Annotated in this window: 16 protein-coding genes; 2 read left to right on the forward strand and 14 right to left on the reverse strand. The window is 71.0% G+C overall.

The window, feature by feature from the left end; all coding sequences use genetic code 11:
- The first annotated feature begins 8 nt into the window (after positions 1–8).
- Positions 9–500: an SRPBCC family protein gene (locus tag ACFYYJ_RS22015; RefSeq protein ID WP_389134695.1), complete on the forward strand. Its 492-nt coding sequence runs from the start codon at positions 9–11 to the stop codon at positions 498–500.
- 109 nt (positions 501–609) lie between these two features.
- Here ACFYYJ_RS22015 and ACFYYJ_RS22020 read toward each other — a convergent pair whose 3' ends face one another.
- The 5 genes from ACFYYJ_RS22020 to ACFYYJ_RS22040 all read right to left on the reverse strand — a co-directional run bounded on the left by ACFYYJ_RS22020 (position 610) and on the right by ACFYYJ_RS22040 (position 5,391).
- Entirely contained in the window at positions 610–2,202 is a 1,593-nt protein-coding gene (locus tag ACFYYJ_RS22020; protein WP_389134698.1) for a Na+/H+ antiporter, read from the reverse strand.
- A gap of 250 nt (positions 2,203–2,452) precedes the next feature.
- A complete protein-coding gene (locus ACFYYJ_RS22025; RefSeq protein WP_385132446.1) occupies positions 2,453–2,875 on the reverse strand; it encodes a GNAT family N-acetyltransferase in 423 nt (140 codons plus the stop codon).
- A 50-nt stretch (positions 2,876–2,925) separates the two neighbouring features.
- Positions 2,926–3,867 (reverse strand): RluA family pseudouridine synthase, encoded by a 942-nt coding sequence (locus tag ACFYYJ_RS22030; protein ID WP_385366400.1) that lies wholly within the window; start codon positions 3,865–3,867, stop codon positions 2,926–2,928.
- A gap of 17 nt (positions 3,868–3,884) precedes the next feature.
- Positions 3,885–4,445: a signal peptidase II gene (lspA, locus tag ACFYYJ_RS22035; RefSeq protein WP_385132400.1), complete on the reverse strand. Its 561-nt coding sequence runs from the start codon at positions 4,443–4,445 to the stop codon at positions 3,885–3,887.
- 121 nt (positions 4,446–4,566) lie between these two features.
- Complete coding sequence (locus ACFYYJ_RS22040; protein WP_389134702.1) at positions 4,567–5,391, reverse strand: TraR/DksA family transcriptional regulator; 825 nt, start codon at positions 5,389–5,391, stop codon at positions 4,567–4,569.
- 587 nt (positions 5,392–5,978) lie between these two features.
- On the opposite strand from ACFYYJ_RS22040, the gene ileS reads away from it, so the two are divergent.
- A complete protein-coding gene (gene ileS, locus ACFYYJ_RS22045; RefSeq protein WP_385132395.1) occupies positions 5,979–9,125 on the forward strand; it encodes an isoleucine--tRNA ligase in 3,147 nt (1,048 codons plus the stop codon).
- A gap of 329 nt (positions 9,126–9,454) precedes the next feature.
- Here ileS and ACFYYJ_RS22050 read toward each other — a convergent pair whose 3' ends face one another.
- The 9 genes from ACFYYJ_RS22050 to ftsW form a co-directional block, all read right to left on the reverse strand.
- A complete protein-coding gene (locus ACFYYJ_RS22050) occupies positions 9,455–10,663 on the reverse strand; it encodes a DivIVA domain-containing protein (protein ID WP_385133247.1) in 1,209 nt (402 codons plus the stop codon).
- A gap of 82 nt (positions 10,664–10,745) precedes the next feature.
- Positions 10,746–11,042: a YggT family protein gene (locus tag ACFYYJ_RS22055; protein WP_384593323.1), complete on the reverse strand. Its 297-nt coding sequence runs from the start codon at positions 11,040–11,042 to the stop codon at positions 10,746–10,748.
- 60 nt (positions 11,043–11,102) lie between these two features.
- Entirely contained in the window at positions 11,103–11,723 is a 621-nt protein-coding gene (locus ACFYYJ_RS22060) for a cell division protein SepF (RefSeq protein WP_385133250.1), read from the reverse strand.
- A 149-nt stretch (positions 11,724–11,872) separates the two neighbouring features.
- Positions 11,873–12,592: a YggS family pyridoxal phosphate-dependent enzyme gene (locus ACFYYJ_RS22065; RefSeq protein WP_384593329.1), complete on the reverse strand. Its 720-nt coding sequence runs from the start codon at positions 12,590–12,592 to the stop codon at positions 11,873–11,875.
- On the reverse strand, positions 12,592–13,323 hold the full coding sequence (gene pgeF / locus ACFYYJ_RS22070) for a peptidoglycan editing factor PgeF (protein ID WP_389134708.1): 732 nt from the start codon (positions 13,321–13,323) through the stop codon (positions 12,592–12,594). Before pgeF ends, ACFYYJ_RS22065 begins: the two co-directional genes overlap by 1 nt.
- Complete coding sequence (gene ftsZ / locus ACFYYJ_RS22075) at positions 13,320–14,525, reverse strand: cell division protein FtsZ (protein ID WP_385133255.1); 1,206 nt, start codon at positions 14,523–14,525, stop codon at positions 13,320–13,322. The genes pgeF and ftsZ overlap by 4 nt, the downstream gene beginning before the upstream one ends.
- Before the next feature lie 277 nt (positions 14,526–14,802).
- On the reverse strand, positions 14,803–15,663 hold the full coding sequence (locus ACFYYJ_RS22080; protein WP_389134712.1) for a cell division protein FtsQ/DivIB: 861 nt from the start codon (positions 15,661–15,663) through the stop codon (positions 14,803–14,805).
- 16 nt (positions 15,664–15,679) lie between these two features.
- A complete protein-coding gene (gene murG, locus ACFYYJ_RS22085; RefSeq protein WP_385133261.1) occupies positions 15,680–16,774 on the reverse strand; it encodes an undecaprenyldiphospho-muramoylpentapeptide beta-N-acetylglucosaminyltransferase in 1,095 nt (364 codons plus the stop codon).
- A gap of 6 nt (positions 16,775–16,780) precedes the next feature.
- Positions 16,781–18,142, reverse strand: a complete 1,362-nt coding sequence (gene ftsW / locus ACFYYJ_RS22090) for a putative lipid II flippase FtsW (RefSeq protein WP_389134716.1) — start codon at positions 18,140–18,142, stop codon at positions 16,781–16,783.
- Positions 18,143–18,146 lie beyond the last annotated feature (4 nt).

The following is an 18,146-nucleotide window of genomic DNA, read 5'->3' on the forward strand; positions in this document are numbered from 1 at the left end:
GAGGCCCCATGGCCGTCTACAACGTCCACGAACGCCTGCTCACGGCCAAGGGGAGCGAGGTGGGGGCACTGATCGACACGATCTCCGCAGGCCCGGCGGACCGGCTGTGGCCGCACGCGGACTGGCCCGCGGTGCGCTTCGACCGCGGCCTGGCGGTCGGTTCGGCCGGCGGCCACGGCCCGGTCCGCTACACGATCACCGCGTACGTTCCCGGCACCTGGATCCGCTGCACCTTCACCGGGCCTCGCGGATTCCACGGCTTCCACGAGTTCGCCGTACTGCCCGTCGACGAGGACCGCACCGTGTTGCGCCACACCCTCGCGATGCGCGCCGCCGGTCCGGCCCGCTTCACCTGGCCGCTCGTCTACCGCCCGCTGCACGACGCCGTACTGGAGGACTGCCTGGACCGCGCGGAACTGGCCTGCGCCGGCATCCTCGCCCGCCCCGCCCGCTGGAGCCCGTACGTCCGCTTCCTGCGCGCCCTGCTGCGCCGGAGCTGAGCGGAACGCGACGCCCAGGCCGTCCCTTTCGGATCTTGCCGGGCGGCAGGGGGCACCTCCCAGCCCCCTGGGGCTGGGGGAGGGTCAGGCAAGATCCGGAAGAGACGGCCTACGGGCTCCGCAGGCTCCGTACGTCCAGGTGGCGCAGCACCCGGTCGACGATCTCCGGATCGGCGCCGGGCTCGCTGCGCGCGGAGAGCACTTCGTGCCGGGCCGCCGACATCATCTCGCGCTGGATCCGCTGGATGTCCCGGAGCCGCTCCACCCGCTTCGCGTACGCCTCCCGCCGCTCCTCGTCGACCATGTCGGGGCTGATCCTGGCCCCCACGTCGTACGCGCGCCGCTGCAACAGCTCGACCAGGTCCTCCGGCAGTTCCTCGACCTCCTCGATCTCCTTCAGCCGTCGCTTCGCGGCCTTCGCGGCGCGGATCGCGAGCCTCCGTTGGATCTCCGCCTCCGCGTCCGCGTCGGCCTCCACCCCCAGCCGCCGGACCAGCCACGGCAGGGTGAGCCCCTGGCACACCAGGGTCGTCATGATCACCGCGAAGGCGATGAAGATGATCTCGTCGCGCGCCGGAAAGGGGTTGCCCGCGTCCGTCTTGAACGGGATCGCCAGCGCGAGCGCCACCGAGGCCACCCCGCGCATCCCGGCCCACCACATCACCACGCTCTCCCGCCAGCTCAGCGGGATCTCCTCGTCGAGGTCGCGCAGCGAGTGCAGCCGCTTGGCGAGCCAGCCGGCCGGCAGCAGCCAGAGCAGCCGCACGCCGACCACCACGCCGACGATGGTGGCGGCCCACCCGGCGAGCTCCGCGGGACGGCCGGTCGCCGCCGTGAAGACGTTGTGCAGCTCCAGCCCGATCAGCCCGAACGCCACCCCGGTGACCAGCATGTCGACGACTTCCCAGAAGGTGTGCCCGGCCAGCCGCCCCAACACGTCGTCGGCGTCGGACGCGTACTCCGCGAGGAACAGGGCCGTCGTCAGCACGGCCAGCACCCCCGAACCGTGCAGTTCCTCGGCCAACACGTACGAGACGAACGGCACGAGCAGCGTCAGGCCGATCTGCAGCGTGGCGTCCCCGAGCCGCCCCATGAGCCGGTTGGTGGCCCACCCCAGAGCCAGCCCGACGGCCACGGCGACGACGGCCGACAGCACGAACTCCCCGAGCGCGTCGGGCCAGGAGAAGCTGCCGCTGACGGCGGCGGCGATGGCCACGTGGTACAGCACGATGGCGGTCACGTCGTTGAAGAGCCCCTCGCCCTCCAGGATCGACACCATCCGGCGCGGCAGCCCGAGCGATCCGGCCACGGCGGTGGCCGCGACCGGGTCGGGCGGCGCGACGAGCGCGCCGAGCGCGACGGCGGCGGCGATCGGCAGCCCGGGCACGACGGCGTGCGCGACGAAGCCGACGGCCGCGGTGGTCACGAACACCAAGGCCACGGCCAGCAGGAAGATGGGCCGCACGTTGGCGGCGAACTGCCGCCAGGAGGTGCGCTGCGCGGAGGCGTACAGCAGCGGCGGCAGCAGGAGGGGGAGGATGTACTCGGGCGGGATGTCGACGTTGGGCACGGCGGGCACCAACGCGAGGACGGCTCCGCCGATGGTCATCAGGACGGGCGCGGGCAGCCCGAGCCGGTCCCCGAACGGCACGCTGACGACGGCCCCGAGCAGCAGCACGAACAGCAGGGCAAGCTGATCCATCCCCCACACCCTGCCGCACCGCTCGCCGCGGGGTGTTGCGCCCCGCCGCACACCGCCGGGGCGCCGCCCCAGACCCCGCGCCTCGAACGCCGGCGGGGCTTGAGTTGTCCTGCGGCCGAGTCCAGCCCCGCCGGCGTTCGAGGTACGGGCGCGCAGCGCCCGTACGGGGTCCGGGGCAGCGCCCCGGGGAACGGTGGAAGGGCGGGTAGGGGACGAGCCCCGCAGGGCACCCGAACCCGCACCCGCAGGGTTACGGCAGGGCGCGCCGCATCGCCCGGTGCGGAATGCCCGCGTCCTGGAACTCCGGCCCGTACGCCACGTACCCGAGCCGCTCGTAGAAGCCGAGCGCATGCGTCTGCGCGCCGAGCTCCACGGCGGCCAGCCCAAGGGCGACGGCCTCCGCCTCGATCGCCCGCACCAGCGCCACACCGACACCCGACCCGCGCGCGGACTTGCCGACGGCCAGCCGCCCCAGCGAACCGACCTCCGACGAACCGGTCTTGGCGAGCACGGCGTCCCCGTGCAGCAGCCGCCCCGTCCCCAGCGGCTCGCCGTCCGCGCCCACGGCGAGCACGTGCACCGCGCCCGCGTCGTACGCGTCGTACTCGATCGACTCCGGTACGGACTGCTCGACCACGAACACCTCGGTCCGCACGGCGAAGCAGGCCGCCATGTCGGCCTCCCCGGAGGCCACCCTCACCTCGAAGCCGACGGTGGAGGCCGTCACTCGCTCTCCGCGCGGATCACGTCCAGCGCGTGCTGCAGGTCCGCCGGGTAGGTGCTCTCGAACTCCACCCACTGCCCGTCCGCCGGGTGCTCGAAGCCGAGCCGCACCGCGTGCAGCCACTGCCGTGTCAGCCCCAGCCGCTTCGCCACCGTCGGGTCCGCGCCGTACGTGAGGTCGCCGACGCAGGGGTGCCGGTGCGCGGACATGTGCACGCGGATCTGGTGCGTGCGGCCGGTCTCCAGCTTGATGTCGAGCAGCGAGGCCGCGCGGAACGCCTCGATCAGGTCGTAGTGGGTGACCGAGGCCTTGCCCTCCTGGGTCACGGCCCACTTGTAGTCCGCGCTGGGGTGCCGGCCGATCGGCGCGTCGATGGTGCCGCTCATCGGGTCCGGGTGGCCCTGCACCAGCGCGTGGTAGCGCTTGTCGACCACGCGCTCGCGGAACTGGTTCTTCAGCGAGGTGTACGCGCGCTCCGACTTGGCGACGGCCATCAGGCCGGACGTGCCGACGTCGAGGCGGTGCACGATGCCCTGGCGCTCGGACGCGCCGGAGGTCGAGATCCGGTAGCCGGCCGCGGCGAGCCCGCCGATGACGGTGGTGCCGGTCCAGCCGGGGCTCGGGTGGGCGGCGACGCCGACCGGCTTCATGATGACGACGATGTCGTCGTCGTCATGGACGATCTCCATGCCGGGGACCGGCTCGGCGACGACCTCGACCGGGCGCGGCGGCGCGGGCATCTCGACTTCGAGCCAGGCGCCGCCGTGGACGCGCTCGGACTTCCCGACGACGCTTCCGTCGACCGCCACCTTCCCCTCGGCCGCGAGTTCGGCCGCCTTCGTCCGGGAAAACCCGAACATACGGGCGATGGCGGCGTCGACGCGCTCGCCTTCGAGGCCATCGGGAACGGGCAGGGTGCGGATCTCGGGATTGGTACTCACCCGTCGAGTATGCCTTGTCAGTCCTTGTGGACGGTGCCGTCCGGGTCCAGGCCCTTGAACGACAGCAGCACGATCAGGATGCCGCCGCACACGATCGCGGTGTCGGCGAGGTTGAACACGGCGAAGTGGGCCGGCGCGATGAAGTCGACGACGGCGCCCCTGAAGACACCCGGCGAACGGAAGATCCGGTCGGTCAGATTGCCCAGCGCACCGCCGAGCAGCAGGCCGAGCGCGATCGCCCACGGCAGGCTGTAGAGCTTGCGCGCCAGCCGGACGATCACCACGATCACGGTGGCCGCGATGCAGGTGAAGATGATCGTGAAGGCCTCGCCGAAGCCGAAGGCGGCTCCGGGATTGCGGACCGCCTCGAACTTCAGCAGGTCGCCGATGATCTCGATCGGCGGCCGGTGCTCCAGCTTCGCCACGACCACCATCTTGCTGCCGAGGTCCAGCAGGTACGCGAGCACCGCGACGACGAGCAGCGCGACGATCCGCCGGCGCCCCTTGGGCTGGGCGGTCTCCGGCTGGGCATCGTCCCCGACCTCCGGCGTACCGATGATGCTCTCCGCCTCTGCCACGTGAGTCCCTCGAACTAGCTCGAACCGGCTTGCTGACCAGACACGAGGGTACGTCAGGCCGCCGTCGGGCCGGCCTCCCGCCGCCCGCCCGCTTCCCGGCCTCCCACCGGCCTCCGCGGAGTCAGTGCCTCCGCTCCTGCTTCTGCTTGCAGTCCACGCACAGCGTGGCCCGCGGGAACGCCTGCATCCTCGCCTTGCCGATCGGCTTCCCGCAGTTCTCGCAGAGCCCGTACGTGCCCGCGTCCATGCGTTCCAGGGCCCGCTCGGTCTGCTCCAGCATCGAGGTCGCGTTCGCGGCGAGCGCCAGCTCGGACTCCCGGGTGATGTTCTTGGTGCCCGTGTCGGCCTGGTCGTCGCCCGCGCCGTCGCCCGAGTCCCGCATGAGGCCTGAGATGGCCACCTCCGAGGCGTCGAGTTCCGCGCGCAGCCTCAGGACCTCCGCCATCAGCTCGCTGCGGGCCTCCGCGACCTCCTGGGGGGTCCAGGGATCCTCCCCGGGCCGTACGGCGAGCTCGCCCGGTTCGGTGACCGCCGTGACCCTCGCCTTGGGCAGTCCGCTCGTGGCGGCCGCGGCCGTCTTCCTCGCCGCGCCGGTGCTCTTCTTGGCAACCACTTTCCGGACTCCCGTCTTCTTCGCGGCCTGCGCCGCCCCCTCGGCTCCGGCCTTCTTGGCCGGGGCCTTCCGCGTCGTCTTCGCGGCGGTCGTGTTCTCGGTGCCGGCGGCCGCCGCCTTGCCGGCGTGAGCCGTCTTCGCGGCCACGGCCTTCTTGGCGGCCTTCTTGGCGACGGCCTTCCCGGTCGGCTGGGTCGACCCGGTCGGCGCCTTCCCGTCCGCGGCGCTCTTCGTCGAGGCCTTCCTGGCCGGTTCCTCCCCGGCGGCGGCCGTTGCGGCAGCCGTCCTGGCAGTACTCCCGGCGGTACTCCCGGCGGTCTTTTTCGCCACCATGGCCGCGGCCCCTTCACATACTGTGATCTTTGCTCGCGAATCGTGCCGGAACGATAAATCGACTCCAGTCCCGCGGCAACGGGGCACGCTTCCGTCGAGGCCAACCTGCATCCGTTGTGCCCAGCAGGGGGCCCCGTAATCCGCCCCACCCGCCCCACCCGGATCCCTTCGGACCCGTCAGCCCGTTCGGGTCATCCCCGGCACTGCCGCGGACCCCGTACGAGAGCCCGCACGAGAGCCCGCGCGAAGGCCCCCGCCGGCGCCGGTGCGCGCCCCCGTAAACCGGTCTGCCGACCGCCGCCCGGGCCCGTACACTGGCCCCAGCGAAAGGCATGGATGGGGACGAGTAGCGTCGGACGCAGCCAGGAGCGACCCGGGGACGGTGAGAGCCCGGGGGCGAGCGCGATGCGAAGGATCACCCCGGAGCCGCCGGAAGAAAGCCCTCAGGGCCAGTAGAACCGGCTTCGCACCCCAATGAGGGGGCCACCGGCACGCCCGGAGGCCAAGGAGGGTGGTACCGCGGGAGCACATCGGCTCTCGTCCCTCCGGACGGAAGTGACACACCGCCGGAGGAAGAGTTCAGCCTCATGACCACACCGCCGCAGTACCGCCCGGTACCCGCCCAGGTCGACCTGTCCGCCCTTGAGCACGGGGTGCTCGACTTCTGGCGCGAGAGCAAGATCTTCGCCAAGACCCTGGAGCAGTCCGAGGGCCGCCCCGAGTGGGTCTTCTACGAGGGCCCGCCCACCGCGAACGGCATGCCCGGTGCCCACCACATCGAGGCCCGCGTCTTCAAGGACGTCTTCCCCCGCTTCCGCACCATGCGCGGCTACCACGTGGCCCGCAAGGCCGGCTGGGACTGTCACGGCCTGCCCGTCGAGCTCGCCGTCGAGAAGGAGCTGGGCTTCAACGGCAAGCAGGACATCGAGGCGTACGGCATCGCCGAGTTCAACGCCAAGTGCCGCGAGTCCGTGACCCGCCACACCGACGCGTTCACCGAGCTCACGACCCGGATGGGCTACTGGGTCGACCTGGACGACGCCTACCGGACGATGGACCCCGAGTACATCGAGTCCGTGTGGTGGTCGCTGAAGGAGATCTTCGACAAGGGGCTGCTGACCCAGGACCACCGCGTCGCCCCCTGGTGCCCGCGCTGCGGCACCGGCCTCTCCGACCACGAGCTGGCGCAGGGCTACGAGACCGTCGTCGACCCCTCGGTCTTCGTCCGCTTCCCGCTGACGAGCGGCCCGCTCGCCGGCCGCGCCGCCCTCCTCGTGTGGACGACCACCCCCTGGACCCTGGTGTCCAACACGGCGGTCGCCGCGCACCCCGAGGTCACCTACGTCGTCGCCACGAACGGCGAGGAGCACCTCGTCGTCGCCCAGCCGCTGCTGGAGAAGGCCCTCGGCGAGGGCTGGGAGGCCACCGGCGAGTCCTTCACGGGCAAGGAGATGGAGCGCTGGACGTACCAGCGCCCCTTCGAGCTCGTGGAATTCCCGGCCGAGGCCCACTACGTCGTGAACGCCGAGTACGTCACGACCGAGGACGGCACGGGTCTGGTCCACCAGTCCCCCGCCTTCGGCGCCGACGACCTCGCGGTCTGCCGCGCGTACGGCCTGCCCGTCGTGAACCCGGTCCGCCCCGACGGCACCTTCGAGGAGGAGGTCCCGCTGGTCGGCGGCGTCTTCTTCAAGAAGGCCGACGAGAAGCTGACCGCGGACCTCGACGCCCGCGGCCTGCTCTTCAAGCACATCGCCTACGAGCACAGCTACCCGCACTGCTGGCGCTGCCACACGGCCCTGCTCTACTACGCGCAGCCGTCCTGGTACATCCGCACCACCGCCGTCAAGGACGCGATGCTGCGGGAGAACGAGAAGACCAACTGGTTCCCGGACTCGGTCAAGCAGGGCCGCTTCGGCGACTGGCTGAACAACAACATCGACTGGGCGCTGTCCCGCAACCGCTACTGGGGCACCCCGCTCCCGATCTGGCGCTGCGAGGAGAACCACCTCACCTGCGTCGGCTCCCGCGCCGAGCTGTCGGAGCTGACCGGGCAGGACCTCTCCGCCCTCGACCCGCACCGCCCGTACATCGACGACGTGACCTTCACCTGCACGGCGGAGGGCTGCTCGCTCACCTCCGTCCGCGTGCCCGAGGTCATCGACGCCTGGTACGACTCGGGCTCGATGCCGTTCGCGCAGTGGGGCTACCCGTACAAGAACAAGGAGATCTTCGAGAAGCGCTACCCGGCGCAGTTCATCTCGGAGGCCATCGACCAGACCCGCGGGTGGTTCTACACCCTGATGGCGGTCGGCACCCTCGTCTTCGACAAGTCGTCCTACGAGAACGTGGTCTGCCTGGGCCACATCCTCGCCGAGGACGGCCGCAAGATGTCCAAGCACCTGGGCAACATCCTCCAGCCGATCCCGCTCATGGACCAGCACGGCGCTGACGCCGTGCGCTGGTTCATGGCGGCCGGCGGCTCCCCGTGGGCGGCGCGGCGCGTCGGCCACGGCACGATCCAGGAGGTCGTCCGCAAGACCCTCCTCACGTACTGGAACACGGTCGCCTTCCAGGCCCTGTACGCCCGTACGTCGAACTGGGCGCCCTCCGCGGCCGACCCGGCCCCGGCCGACCGCACGGTCCTCGACCGCTGGCTGCTCTCGGAGCTGAACACCCTGGTCTCCGAGGTCACCGAGGCCATGGAGGCGTACGACACCCAGCGCGCCGGCAAGCTCCTGTCCGCCTTCGTGGACGACCTGTCCAACTGGTACGTCCGCCGCTCCCGCCGCCGCTTCTGGCAGGGCGACGCGGCCGCGCTGCGCACCCTGCACGACGTGGTCGAGACGGTGACCCGCCTGATGGCCCCGCTGACCCCCTTCATCACGGAGCGGGTCTGGCAGGACATGATCGCGCCGGTCACCCCCGGGGCGCCGGAGTCGGTGCACCTGTCCACGTGGCCCGAGGCGGACGCCTCCCAGGTGGACCGGAACCTGTCCCAGCAGATGCTGCTGGTGCGCCGCCTCGTCGAGCTGGGCCGCGCCACGCGCGCGGAGTCGGGCGTCAAGACCCGTCAGCCGCTCTCCCGGGCCCTGGTCGGCGCGGTGGGCTTCGAGGCCCTCTCCCCCGAGCTGCAGGCGCAGATCACGGAGGAGCTGAACGTCTCCTCGCTGGCCTCCCTCTCCGAGGTCGGCGGCTCCCTCGTCGACACGACGGCGAAGGCGAACTTCAGGGCGCTGGGCAAGCGCTTCGGCAAGGGCGTCCAGGACGTGGCCAAGGCGGTCGCGGCCGCCGACGCCGCGGCCCTCTCCCTGGCCCTGCGCGCGGGCTCCGCGGTCGTCACGGTCAACGGTGAGGAGGTCACGCTCACCCCCGAGGAGGTCATCATCACGGAGACCCCGCGCGAGGGCTGGTCGGTGGCGTCCGACTCGGGCGCGACGGTCGCCCTGGACCTGGAGATCACCCCGGAACTGCGGCTGGCGGGCCTGGCGCGTGACGCGATCCGCCTGATCCAGGAGGCCCGGAAGAACTCCGGCCTCGACGTGGCGGACCGCATCGCGCTGCGCTGGTCCTCCTCGGACCCGGAGGTCGTCTCGGCCCTGACGGACCACGCGACGCTCATCGCGGACGAGGTCCTGTCCACGGACTTCGCCTCGGGCGACGCGGAAGCCGGCTACGGCGACCCCTTCACGGACGAGCCCCTCGGCCTGACGTTCCGCCTCCGCAAGGCGTAGCGGCTCGCCGCCTCCTGTGGCCCGGCCCCGCACTCGGGGTGCCGGGCCACAGCTGTCTTCTCCCCGCCCCGCCCTTTCACCGTTTCCGCCTCAAACGCCGGAGGGGCTGGAAGATCCAGCCCCTCCGGCGTTTGAGGAGCGGGGTCCGGGGCGGAGCCCCGGGAAACGGAGAAAGGGCGGGGAGGGGCCCGCTCCGCGCAGCGGCACAGCCCGGGGGACCCGGCACGGACCCAGCCCCCCGGACACGGAAACGGGCCGGGCCCGGTGCCCCCGAAGGGGAACCGGGCCCGGCCCGTGAAGGCGACTGCCGACAGACGCGGCGCCGGCGCCTAGTTGTCGTCCTCGTCGATCAGGAAGCCCCGCATGGGCGACGGCGCCTGCATCGGCTGCGGAGCCGCCGGCCGGACCGGAGCCATCGGCTGGGTCATCGCCGGGGACATCTGCTGCTGGCCACCGTAGGAGGGGCCGCCCATCGGCGAGGGACCGCCCATGGGGGACGGGCCGCTGCCCATCGACGGGCCGCCCATGGAGTGACCCATCGCGCCGGCCGGAGCCATCGACGGGGACGGCGAAGGCGGCAGCGCCGGACCGGCCGGACCGCGCGGCGGGGCGAGCGAGTCGTCGGCCTGGGTCTCCAGCTGGCGCAGCTGCGACTCCAGGTAGGACTTCAGACGCGTACGGTACTCACGCTCGAAGCCCCGCAGGTCCTCGACCTTGCGCTCCAGCGTGGCGCGGGCGGACTCCAGGGAGCCCATCGCGACGCGGTGCTTCTCCTGCGCGTCCCGCTCCAGCGCGTCGGCCTTGGCGCGGGCGTCCCGCTCCAGGCCCTCGGCGCGGCTGCGCGCCTCGCCGACGATCTTGTTGGCCTCGGAGCGGGCCTCGGCGATCGCCTGGTCGGCGGTCTGCTGCGCCAGCGACAGGACGCGGGCGGCGCTGTCGCCACCGGGACCCTGCTGCGGGAGCTGCTGCGGCTGCGGCTGGCCCATCGGCTGCATCGGCTGGCCCATGCCCTGCATCGGCTGACCCATCGGCTGCATCTGCTGGCCCATGGGCTGCATCTGCTGGCCGAGCGGGTTCTGGCCGCCCATGGAGGGCTGGCCCATGCCCGGCTGACCCATGCCCTGCGGTCCACCCATGGGGTGCTGCTGCATGGGGCCGCCCATCGGGCCCGGACCCTGCGGTCCGTGTCCACCGGGGCCGGCCGGAAGCTGCGGCGGGCCGCCCGGGAGCTGCGGCGGGCCCATCTGGGGCTGCTGCGGCGGGCCGGATATGGCCGCGGGCACGGGGGCGCCGGGGCCACCGGGGCCACGCTGGTCCTGGGGCTCGGGCTTGCGCATGCCCTGCTGCTGCTGGTTCTGCGCGGCGGCACGCGTGGCGGCAGCCAGCTTGGCGCGCAGGTCCTCGTTCTCGCGCAGCAGGCGCGTCAGCTCGGACTCGACCTCGTCGAGGAAGGCATCGACCTCGTCCTCGTCATAGCCTTCTCGGAGGCGGACGGTCGTGAACTGCTTGTTCCGCACGTCCTCGGGAGTCAGCGGCATGTCTTCTTCACCTCTACGTAGTCGTCGGCAGTCGGCAAGACCGTATCGGGACTGTCCCCGCGCGCGCGGAGAAGCTCATCGTTCACACGCTTCTCGCAGCGGTGCTCACGAAACTGATGAGGATGTAAACGATGATCATCAGAACGAAGAAGGACAGGTCGAGTGCCACGCCCCCGAGACGCAACGGCGGGATGAGCCGCCGAAGAAGCTTGAGCGGTGGATCGGTAAGAGTGTAGGTGGCCTCCAGGACGACCACCATCGCCTTGCCGGGTGTCCATGAACGTGCGAACTGGAACACGTAGTCCATGACCAGTCGGAAGATCAGCACGATGAGGAAGCACATCAGCGCGATGTAGACCACCTGTAGTGCGACGCCCATCCCGCGCTTCCCTCTCCCCGTTTCCCGCTCTGTTCCCGGTCCCGTATCTGACGGATCGGTCTAGCTTTGGTTGAAGAACCCGCCCTCCGCGATGCGGGCCTTGTCCTCCGCCGTGACATCGACGTTAGCAGGCGACAGCAGGAACACCTTCTGTGTCACGCGTTCAATGCTGCCGTGCAGACCGAAGACGAGTCCGGCGGCGAAGTCCACGAGACGCTTCGCATCCGTGTCGTCCATCTCCGTGAGATTCATGATCACCGGAGTGCCCTCACGGAAGTGTTCCCCGATGGTACGGGCCTCGTTGTAGGTCCGGGGGTGCAGCGTCGTGATGCGGTACGGCTCCCGCTCGGAGACGACCTTGGGCATGATCACGGGGGCGTTCTTCTCCAGGTTCGTACGGTCGGGTGTGATAGACGCCACGGGGGCGATTCGCGCAGGACGTCCATTTTCAACAGGAATTGAGACGGGTTCGCGCTGCGGCGGGGGCTGTACGACTCGTACCGGTTCGTCCGATACGGGCGCTTGGTGCACGGGCTGCTGTCGGCGATCCCGGTCCCGGGCCACGCGTTCCGGTTCCGGCTCGGGCTCGAACTCGTCGTCGGGGTCATACCCCGGGTTGTCGTACCGGTCGTCCTCCACGAGGCCGAGGTAGACCGCCATCTTGCGCATCGCGCCGGCCATTCTCTGAGTCCTCCGCTCTGTGGTGGATCGCCCTGTCGCAGGTGCCGCCGTGTCACGAATGTCACCAACTGCCCGCGATCCACGTGGCCCGCCCGCCCATTTGCGGGAATGACCATATTTTCTGCTGTGGTTCGACTTTCTTCGCGACGTTACCCGAGCCGGGGTCTCGCGCCGAGTACCGCAGTGCCGACGCGTACATGTGTCGCACCGGCCGCAACGGCCTGTTCCAGGTCTGCGCTCATCCCGGCCGACACCATCGTGGCAGCAGGATGGTCCGCGCGCAGGCGGGATGACAATTCCACCAACCGCTCGAAAGCGGCCTGTTCGCGTCCCGCGTACTCGCCGGCCAACGGAGCGACCGTCATCAGCCCGTCGATCCGCAGTCCCGGCGCCTTCGCGACGAGGTCCGCCAGCTCCGCGAGCTGCTCCGGCGCCGCGCCGCCGCGGGACCCGCGCTCACCCGACTCCGCGTCGAGGGCGATCTGCACGAGACAGCCGAGCTCGCGCCCCGCCGCCTCCGCGGCCGCCGAGAGGGCGGTCACGAGCTTCGGGCGGTCGACCGACTGCACCACGTGCGCGTATCCCGCCACGGAACGGACTTTGTTCGTCTGCAACTGCCCGACGAAGTGCCAGTTGAGCGGCAGATCCGCGCAGGCCGCGGCCTTGGGGGCGGCGTCCTGGTCCCGATTCTCCGCAACATGGCGGATGCCCAGCTCCGCCAGCAGTCGTACGTCGCTCGCGGGGTAGGTCTTGGTGACCACGATGAGGGTCACCTCGTCCCGCTCGCGTCCCGCCGCCGCGCAGGCGGACGAGATGCGTTCCTCCACCCGCTCCAGGTTCGCGGCGAGTTCCGACTTACGATCCGTCATCAGTCCAACCAGACATATCCGGCAAGCCGCCCGGTCACCCGGTCACGGCGGTACGAGTAGTGGTCCCGCGACTCCAGTGTGCAGACCGGGGAGCGGTGGACGTCCACCACCCCCGCCTCGGCGAGCTGCGCGTGCACTCCGGCGACCACGTCGACGGCCGGTGTCTCCCAACTGGTCTCGGCCCGGGCGGCCGGCACCTCTTCGGCGACGGCATCCCTCATCTCGGCGGGCACTTCGTAGCAGCGTCCGCAGATCGCCGGACCGGTACGGGCGACGATCCGGCCGGGCTCGGCGCCGAGGGAGACCATGGCCTCCAGGACGGCGGGCACCACTCCCGCGACCAGTCCGGGCCGCCCGGCGTGGGCGGCGCCCGCGATCCCGGCTACGGGGTCCGCGAGCAGGACGGGCGTGCAGTCCGCGGTGAGCACCGCGAGCGCCAGTCCCCGACGGGCGGTCACCACCGCGTCCACGGCGGGGACCGCGGAGTCCGCACCCCAGGGTCCGGGGACCACCGCGACGTCCCGGCCGTGCACCTGGTTCATCCAGACCACGTGGTCCGGGTCCAGGCCGAGGGAGTTCGCGGCGAGCGCCCGGTTCGCCAGAACGGCGGCCGGGTCGTCTCCGACCGCGCCGCCGAGGTTGAGCTCTTCGTACGGAACGGCGCTCACTCCGCCCCACCTGTCGGTGAAGGCGAAGTGGGCGCCGCCCACGTGGTGCTGCTCCGGTGTCACTTCAAGAAGTCCGGTACGTCCAGTTCCTCGGCCGGGCTGTCCTGGTACGGACGGGCCGTGGGGACCTGCGGCGCGGGGGGCTCGACCAGGGCCGGCGCCGGCTCGACCGGAGCCTGGGGCTCCTCGCGCGGCGGGACCGTGCCGAGCCCGCCGAAGGCCGGACGGACCGGCTCCGGCGCGCGGACGGGGGCCGGGGCCGGCTCGTCGCGCTTCGTGGAAGCGGCGCCGATGACGTTGTCCCGGCGGGCCGGGGGCTGTCCGCCGTCGAACCCGGCCGCGATGACGGTGACCCGTACCTCGTCGCCGAGCGCGTCGTCGATGACGGCACCGAAGATGATGTTCGCCTCGGGGTGCGCGGCCTCGCTCACCAGCTGCGCGGCCTCGTTGATCTCGAAGAGACCGAGGTCCGAGCCGCCGGAGATGGAGAGCAGCACGCCGCGGGCGCCGTCGATGGACGCCTCCAGCAGCGGCGAGGAGATCGCCATCTCGGCCGCGGCCACGGCGCGGTCGTCGCCGCGGGCCGAGCCGATGCCCATCAGTGCCGAGCCGGCCTCGGACATCACGGACTTGACGTCGGCGAAGTCGAGGTTGATCAGACCCGGGGTGGTGATGAGGTCGGTGATGCCCTGGACGCCGGACAGGAGGACCTGGTCGGCCGACTTGAAGGCGTCGAGGACGCTGACCTGGCGGTCCGAGATGGACAGCAGGCGGTCGTTGGGGATGACGATGAGGGTGTCGACCTCTTCGCGGAGCTCGGCGATGCCGTCCTCCGCCTGGTTCGCGCGGCGCCGGCCCTCGAAGGTGAACGGTCGGGTGACCACACCGATCGTCAGGGCGCCCAGCGAGCGCGCGATGTTGGCGACGACGGGTGCGCCGCCGGTGCCGGTGCCGCCGCCCTCACCGGCGGTCACGAAGACCATGTCGGCCCCCTTGAGGACCTCCTCGATCTCCTCGCGGTGGTCCTCTGCCGCCTTGCGACCGACGGCCGGATTTGCTCCGGCGCCGAGGCCCCGGGTGAGTTCACGGCCGACGTCGAGCTTGACGTCGGCGTCGCTCATCAACAGCGCCTGGGCGTCCGTGTTGATGGCGATGAACTCGACGCCCTTGAGACCGACCTCGATCATTCGGTTGATGGCATTGACACCACCGCCGCCGACACCGATGACCTTGATGACTGCGAGGTAGTTCTGCGGTGCTGCCACGTCGAAGGCCTCTCGCCTCGATTACGTGTCGTCGCCTCGCGGTCTGCGTTGCGACGACTGATGCCGAAATGGGGACGGTTCGAACGCGCCGACCCGAACCCTCACCCTGAAGTTTAGGGTTAGGGGTGTGTCTGTTCCTTGGACTCTTCCGAACAGGACACTAAGTCGACAAGTAGCGCGTGTTCAACGAACACGCCGAACCTCCCGTTTTTCTTTTCACCCTATGTGATCACCCGTATCGCCGGCCAACCAGGGTGCTCCGCTGTTCGACCGGGAGTCAACTCCCGGACACCGCAGGGGCGGTGGGAACGCTCACGTCGAAGTGACCGGCCTTGGGCGCGGCCTTGAGCAAAGCGGTCAGCGCACGCCCCTTCGCTTCGCTCTGTTCCCCACTCCCCCACGTCACGGACCGCCCCCCGGTGAGCTCCAGGACCACCGAATCGTACGAACCCACCTTGACCTGCACCGTCTGCTTCGAGACCGGCGCCGGAAGGGCTCCCGCGATGAGCACGGCCTCGTGCAGCAGCCGTTCCTCGTCGAAGCGGCGGGCGCTCGGGGAGCCTCCCGCGTTCAATTCGAGGACCGGAACACCGGCCGGTGCTTTCGGAACCGTGTCGAAACGCACACCCGATGCGTCCACTTCCACGAAGTTGGCGTCCTTTTTGATGAGCAGTACCGGTTTGCGTTCCGTCACTTTCAGCCCGATTCCGTGCGGCCAGGCCCGCACCACGTCGACCGAATCGATGCGGGGCAGACGGCCGCGGACGCGGTCCGCGATCTCGTCGGTGTCGACGCCGACGAGCGGTGCGCCGACCGGCACCGCCGCGGCGGCGACGACCTGTTCGGGGGTCAGCACCTCGGTGCCGCCGGCGGTGACCTTCTCGACGCGCAGCCAGGAGGAGCCGTAGAGCACCCAGGTGCCGCCCCCCGCGAGGAGCAGCGTCGCGGCGAGGGCGGCCAGCAGCACCGGGCCTCGGCGCAGGCGCGCGCCGGGGCCCGGCGGGCCGGACCGCTTCTCCGGCTTGGGCGCCTTGGGTGGCTTGGGTGTCCTCGGCGGCTTCGGAGAGCCGGTGCCGCCCTTGCGGGCGGGCCGGTCAGAGCCCGGGTTGCCGCGCTGTGCGGTCGTCGCTCCGGCCACTCCTGTGCCTCCTGCCTCAGCGGCTGCTGTGCGCCGCGATCGCCTCGTACACCATCCCGACCAGCAGCTCGTCGGCGTCCCTGCGGCCGAACTCGCCTGCGGCGCGTGACATCTCGTACAGGCGGTGCGGGTCGGCAAGCACCGGGAGGACCTGGCCGAGCACCCACTCGGGCGTCAGCTCCGCGTCGTCCACGAGCAGGCCGCCGCCGGCCTTGACCACCGGCTGGGCGTTGAGCCGCTGTTCGCCGTTGCCGATCGGCAACGGGACGTAGGCGGCGGGCAGCCCGACGGCGGAGAGTTCGGCGACGGTCATCGCGCCCGCGCGGCACAGCATCATGTCCGCGGCGGCGTACGCGAGGTCCATCCGGTCCACGTACGGTACCGGCACGTAGGGCGGCATCCCGGGCATGTTGTCGACACGCGGCAGTTCGTTCTTCGGCCCGACGGCGTGCAGGATCTGGATCCCGGAGCGCTGGAGGTTCGGGGCGACCTGCTGGATCGTCTCGTTGAGGCGGCGGGCGCCCTGCGAACCGCCGGAGACCAGCAGCGTCGGCAGGTTGGGGTCCAGGCCGAAGGCGGCGCGCGCCTCGGGGCGTACGGCGGCCCGGTCGAGGGTGGAGATGGAGCGGCGCAGCGGGATGCCCACGTAGCGGGCGCCGCGCAGCTTGCTGTCGGGGGTCGAGACCGCGACGGCGTGCGCGTACCGGGAGCCGATCTTGTTGGCCAGTCCGGGCCGGGCGTTGGCCTCGTGGACGATGATCGGCACCCCGAGCCGCTTCGCCGCCAGATAGCCGGGCAGGGCCACGTAGCCGCCGAAGCCGACGACGCAGTCGGCCTTGGTGCGGATCAGGATCTCCTCCGCGGCCTTGATGGTGCCGCGCAGCCGTCCGGGGACGGTGATGAGCTCGGGGGTGGGCTTGCGGGGCAGCGGTACGGCGGGGATCAGGCCCAGCTCGTAGCCGCGTTCCGGCACCAGGCGGGTTTCGAGTCCGCGCTCGGTGCCGAGGGCGGTGATGCCCACTGAAGGGTCCTGCCTGCGCAGGGCGTCCGCGAGGGCGAGCGCCGGCTCGATGTGGCCGGCGGTCCCCCCACCGGCGAGTACGACATGCACCGAAATTCACCGCTCTCCGGACGGACGCTTCTTGACGCGCCGTCTCATCGACTTCCATCTCACCCCGGTCCGCCACCAGCCCGTCTTCGGCTGTCGCATCGCCAGGGCCGCGCGCGCCGCCGGCTCCTCCCGCGCGAAGGCGATGAGCAGTCCGACCGCGAACATGGTCGGCAGCAGGGCCGACCCTCCGTAGGAGAACAGCGGGAGCGGGACACCGGCGATCGGCAGCAGGCCGAGCACCGCACCGATGTTGATCACGGCCTGGGCCGTGATCCAGGTGGTCACGCCTCCCGCGGCAAACCGTACGAAGGAGTCCTCCGTGCGTCCGGCCACGCGGATACCCGCATAGCCTAGAGCCGCGAACAGGGCGAGCACCGACAGCGTCCCCGCCAGACCCAGTTCCTCCCCTGTGATGGCGAAGATGAAGTCGGTGTGGGCTTCGGGTAGTTGGCCCCATTTTTCCACACTGGCACCCAGCCCGGAACCAAACCAGCCGCCGGATGCGAGGGCGTAGATTCCGTGGACCGCCTGCCAGCAGAGGTCGTTCTTGCCCGGGTCCGTCGCGCCGATGCACTCCAGCCGGTCCATCCGGTGGGGGCTCGTCCTGATGAGCAGTGCGACGATCGCACCAGCGAAGACGAGCACGCCCACGAACATCCGCGTCGGGGCCCCCGCCAGCCACAGCAGGCCGAAGAGGATCGCGCCGAGGATCATCGCGGTGCCCATGTCGCCGCCCAGCATGATCAGCCCGAGCAGCAGGAAGGCCACCGGGACCAGCGGCACCAGCAGGTGCTTCCACTGGCTGAGCAGCCCCTTGTCGCCCTTGCGCGCCAACAGGTCGGCGCCCCACAGGATCAGTGCGAGCTTGCCGAACTCACTGGGCTGCAACATGAACGGACCACCAAGGGAGATCCAATTCTGGTTGCCGTTGATGGACACCCCTATCCCGGGGATCTGGACGAGGACCATCAGGAAGAGCGTGCCCGCGAGCACCGGATAGGACAGCGCCCGGTGGAGTTTGACGGGCATCCGGGAGGCGACGAGCATCAGCCCCGTGCCGATGAGGGCGGCGAGGAACTGCTTCTTGAAGAAGTAGGCGTCGCCCAGGCCGAGCTGGAGCGCCTTGATCATGGAGGCCGAGTAGACCATCACCAGGCCGAGCACGGTGATGAGCAGCGAGCTGCCGAAAATCAGGTAATACGCCGTGAGTGGCCGGTCCCAGGCCTTCCGCAACTTCCGCCGCGTACGCCGGATCCCGGCCAACGGCCCGCGCCCCGCGGGCCGCTTCGGGCCCGCCGCCGGGCGCTTGCGGCCCTGCGCCCTCACGGCGGAAGGCCGCCGCCCCGGCAGCATCTGCTTGGCCGGCATCTGT

The sequence above is a fragment of the Streptomyces sp. NPDC002467 genome, assembly GCF_042889825.1.
GTDB lineage: Bacteria > Actinomycetota > Actinomycetes > Streptomycetales > Streptomycetaceae > Streptomyces.

Excerpts from the sequence above, each read along its gene's own strand:
- ACFYYJ_RS22015 (WP_389134695.1), top strand. The coding sequence starts at position 9 with ATGGCCGTCTACAACGTCCACGAACGCCTGCTCACGGCCAAGGGGAGC.
- ACFYYJ_RS22020 (WP_389134698.1), bottom strand. The coding sequence starts at position 2,202 with ATGGATCAGCTTGCCCTGCTGTTCGTGCTGCTGCTCGGGGCCGTCGTC.
- ACFYYJ_RS22025 (WP_385132446.1), bottom strand. The coding sequence starts at position 2,875 with ATGGCGGCCTGCTTCGCCGTGCGGACCGAGGTGTTCGTGGTCGAGCAG.
- ACFYYJ_RS22040 (WP_389134702.1), bottom strand. The coding sequence starts at position 5,391 with ATGGTGGCGAAAAAGACCGCCGGGAGTACCGCCGGGAGTACTGCCAGG.
- ileS (WP_385132395.1), top strand. The coding sequence starts at position 5,979 with ATGACCACACCGCCGCAGTACCGCCCGGTACCCGCCCAGGTCGACCTG.
- ACFYYJ_RS22050 (WP_385133247.1), bottom strand. The coding sequence starts at position 10,663 with ATGCCGCTGACTCCCGAGGACGTGCGGAACAAGCAGTTCACGACCGTC.
- ACFYYJ_RS22055 (WP_384593323.1), bottom strand. The coding sequence starts at position 11,042 with ATGGGCGTCGCACTACAGGTGGTCTACATCGCGCTGATGTGCTTCCTC.
- ACFYYJ_RS22060 (WP_385133250.1), bottom strand. The coding sequence starts at position 11,723 with ATGGCCGGCGCGATGCGCAAGATGGCGGTCTACCTCGGCCTCGTGGAG.
- ACFYYJ_RS22065 (WP_384593329.1), bottom strand. The coding sequence starts at position 12,592 with ATGACGGATCGTAAGTCGGAACTCGCCGCGAACCTGGAGCGGGTGGAG.
- ftsW (WP_389134716.1), bottom strand. The coding sequence starts at position 18,142 with ATGCCGGCCAAGCAGATGCTGCCGGGGCGGCGGCCTTCCGCCGTGAGG.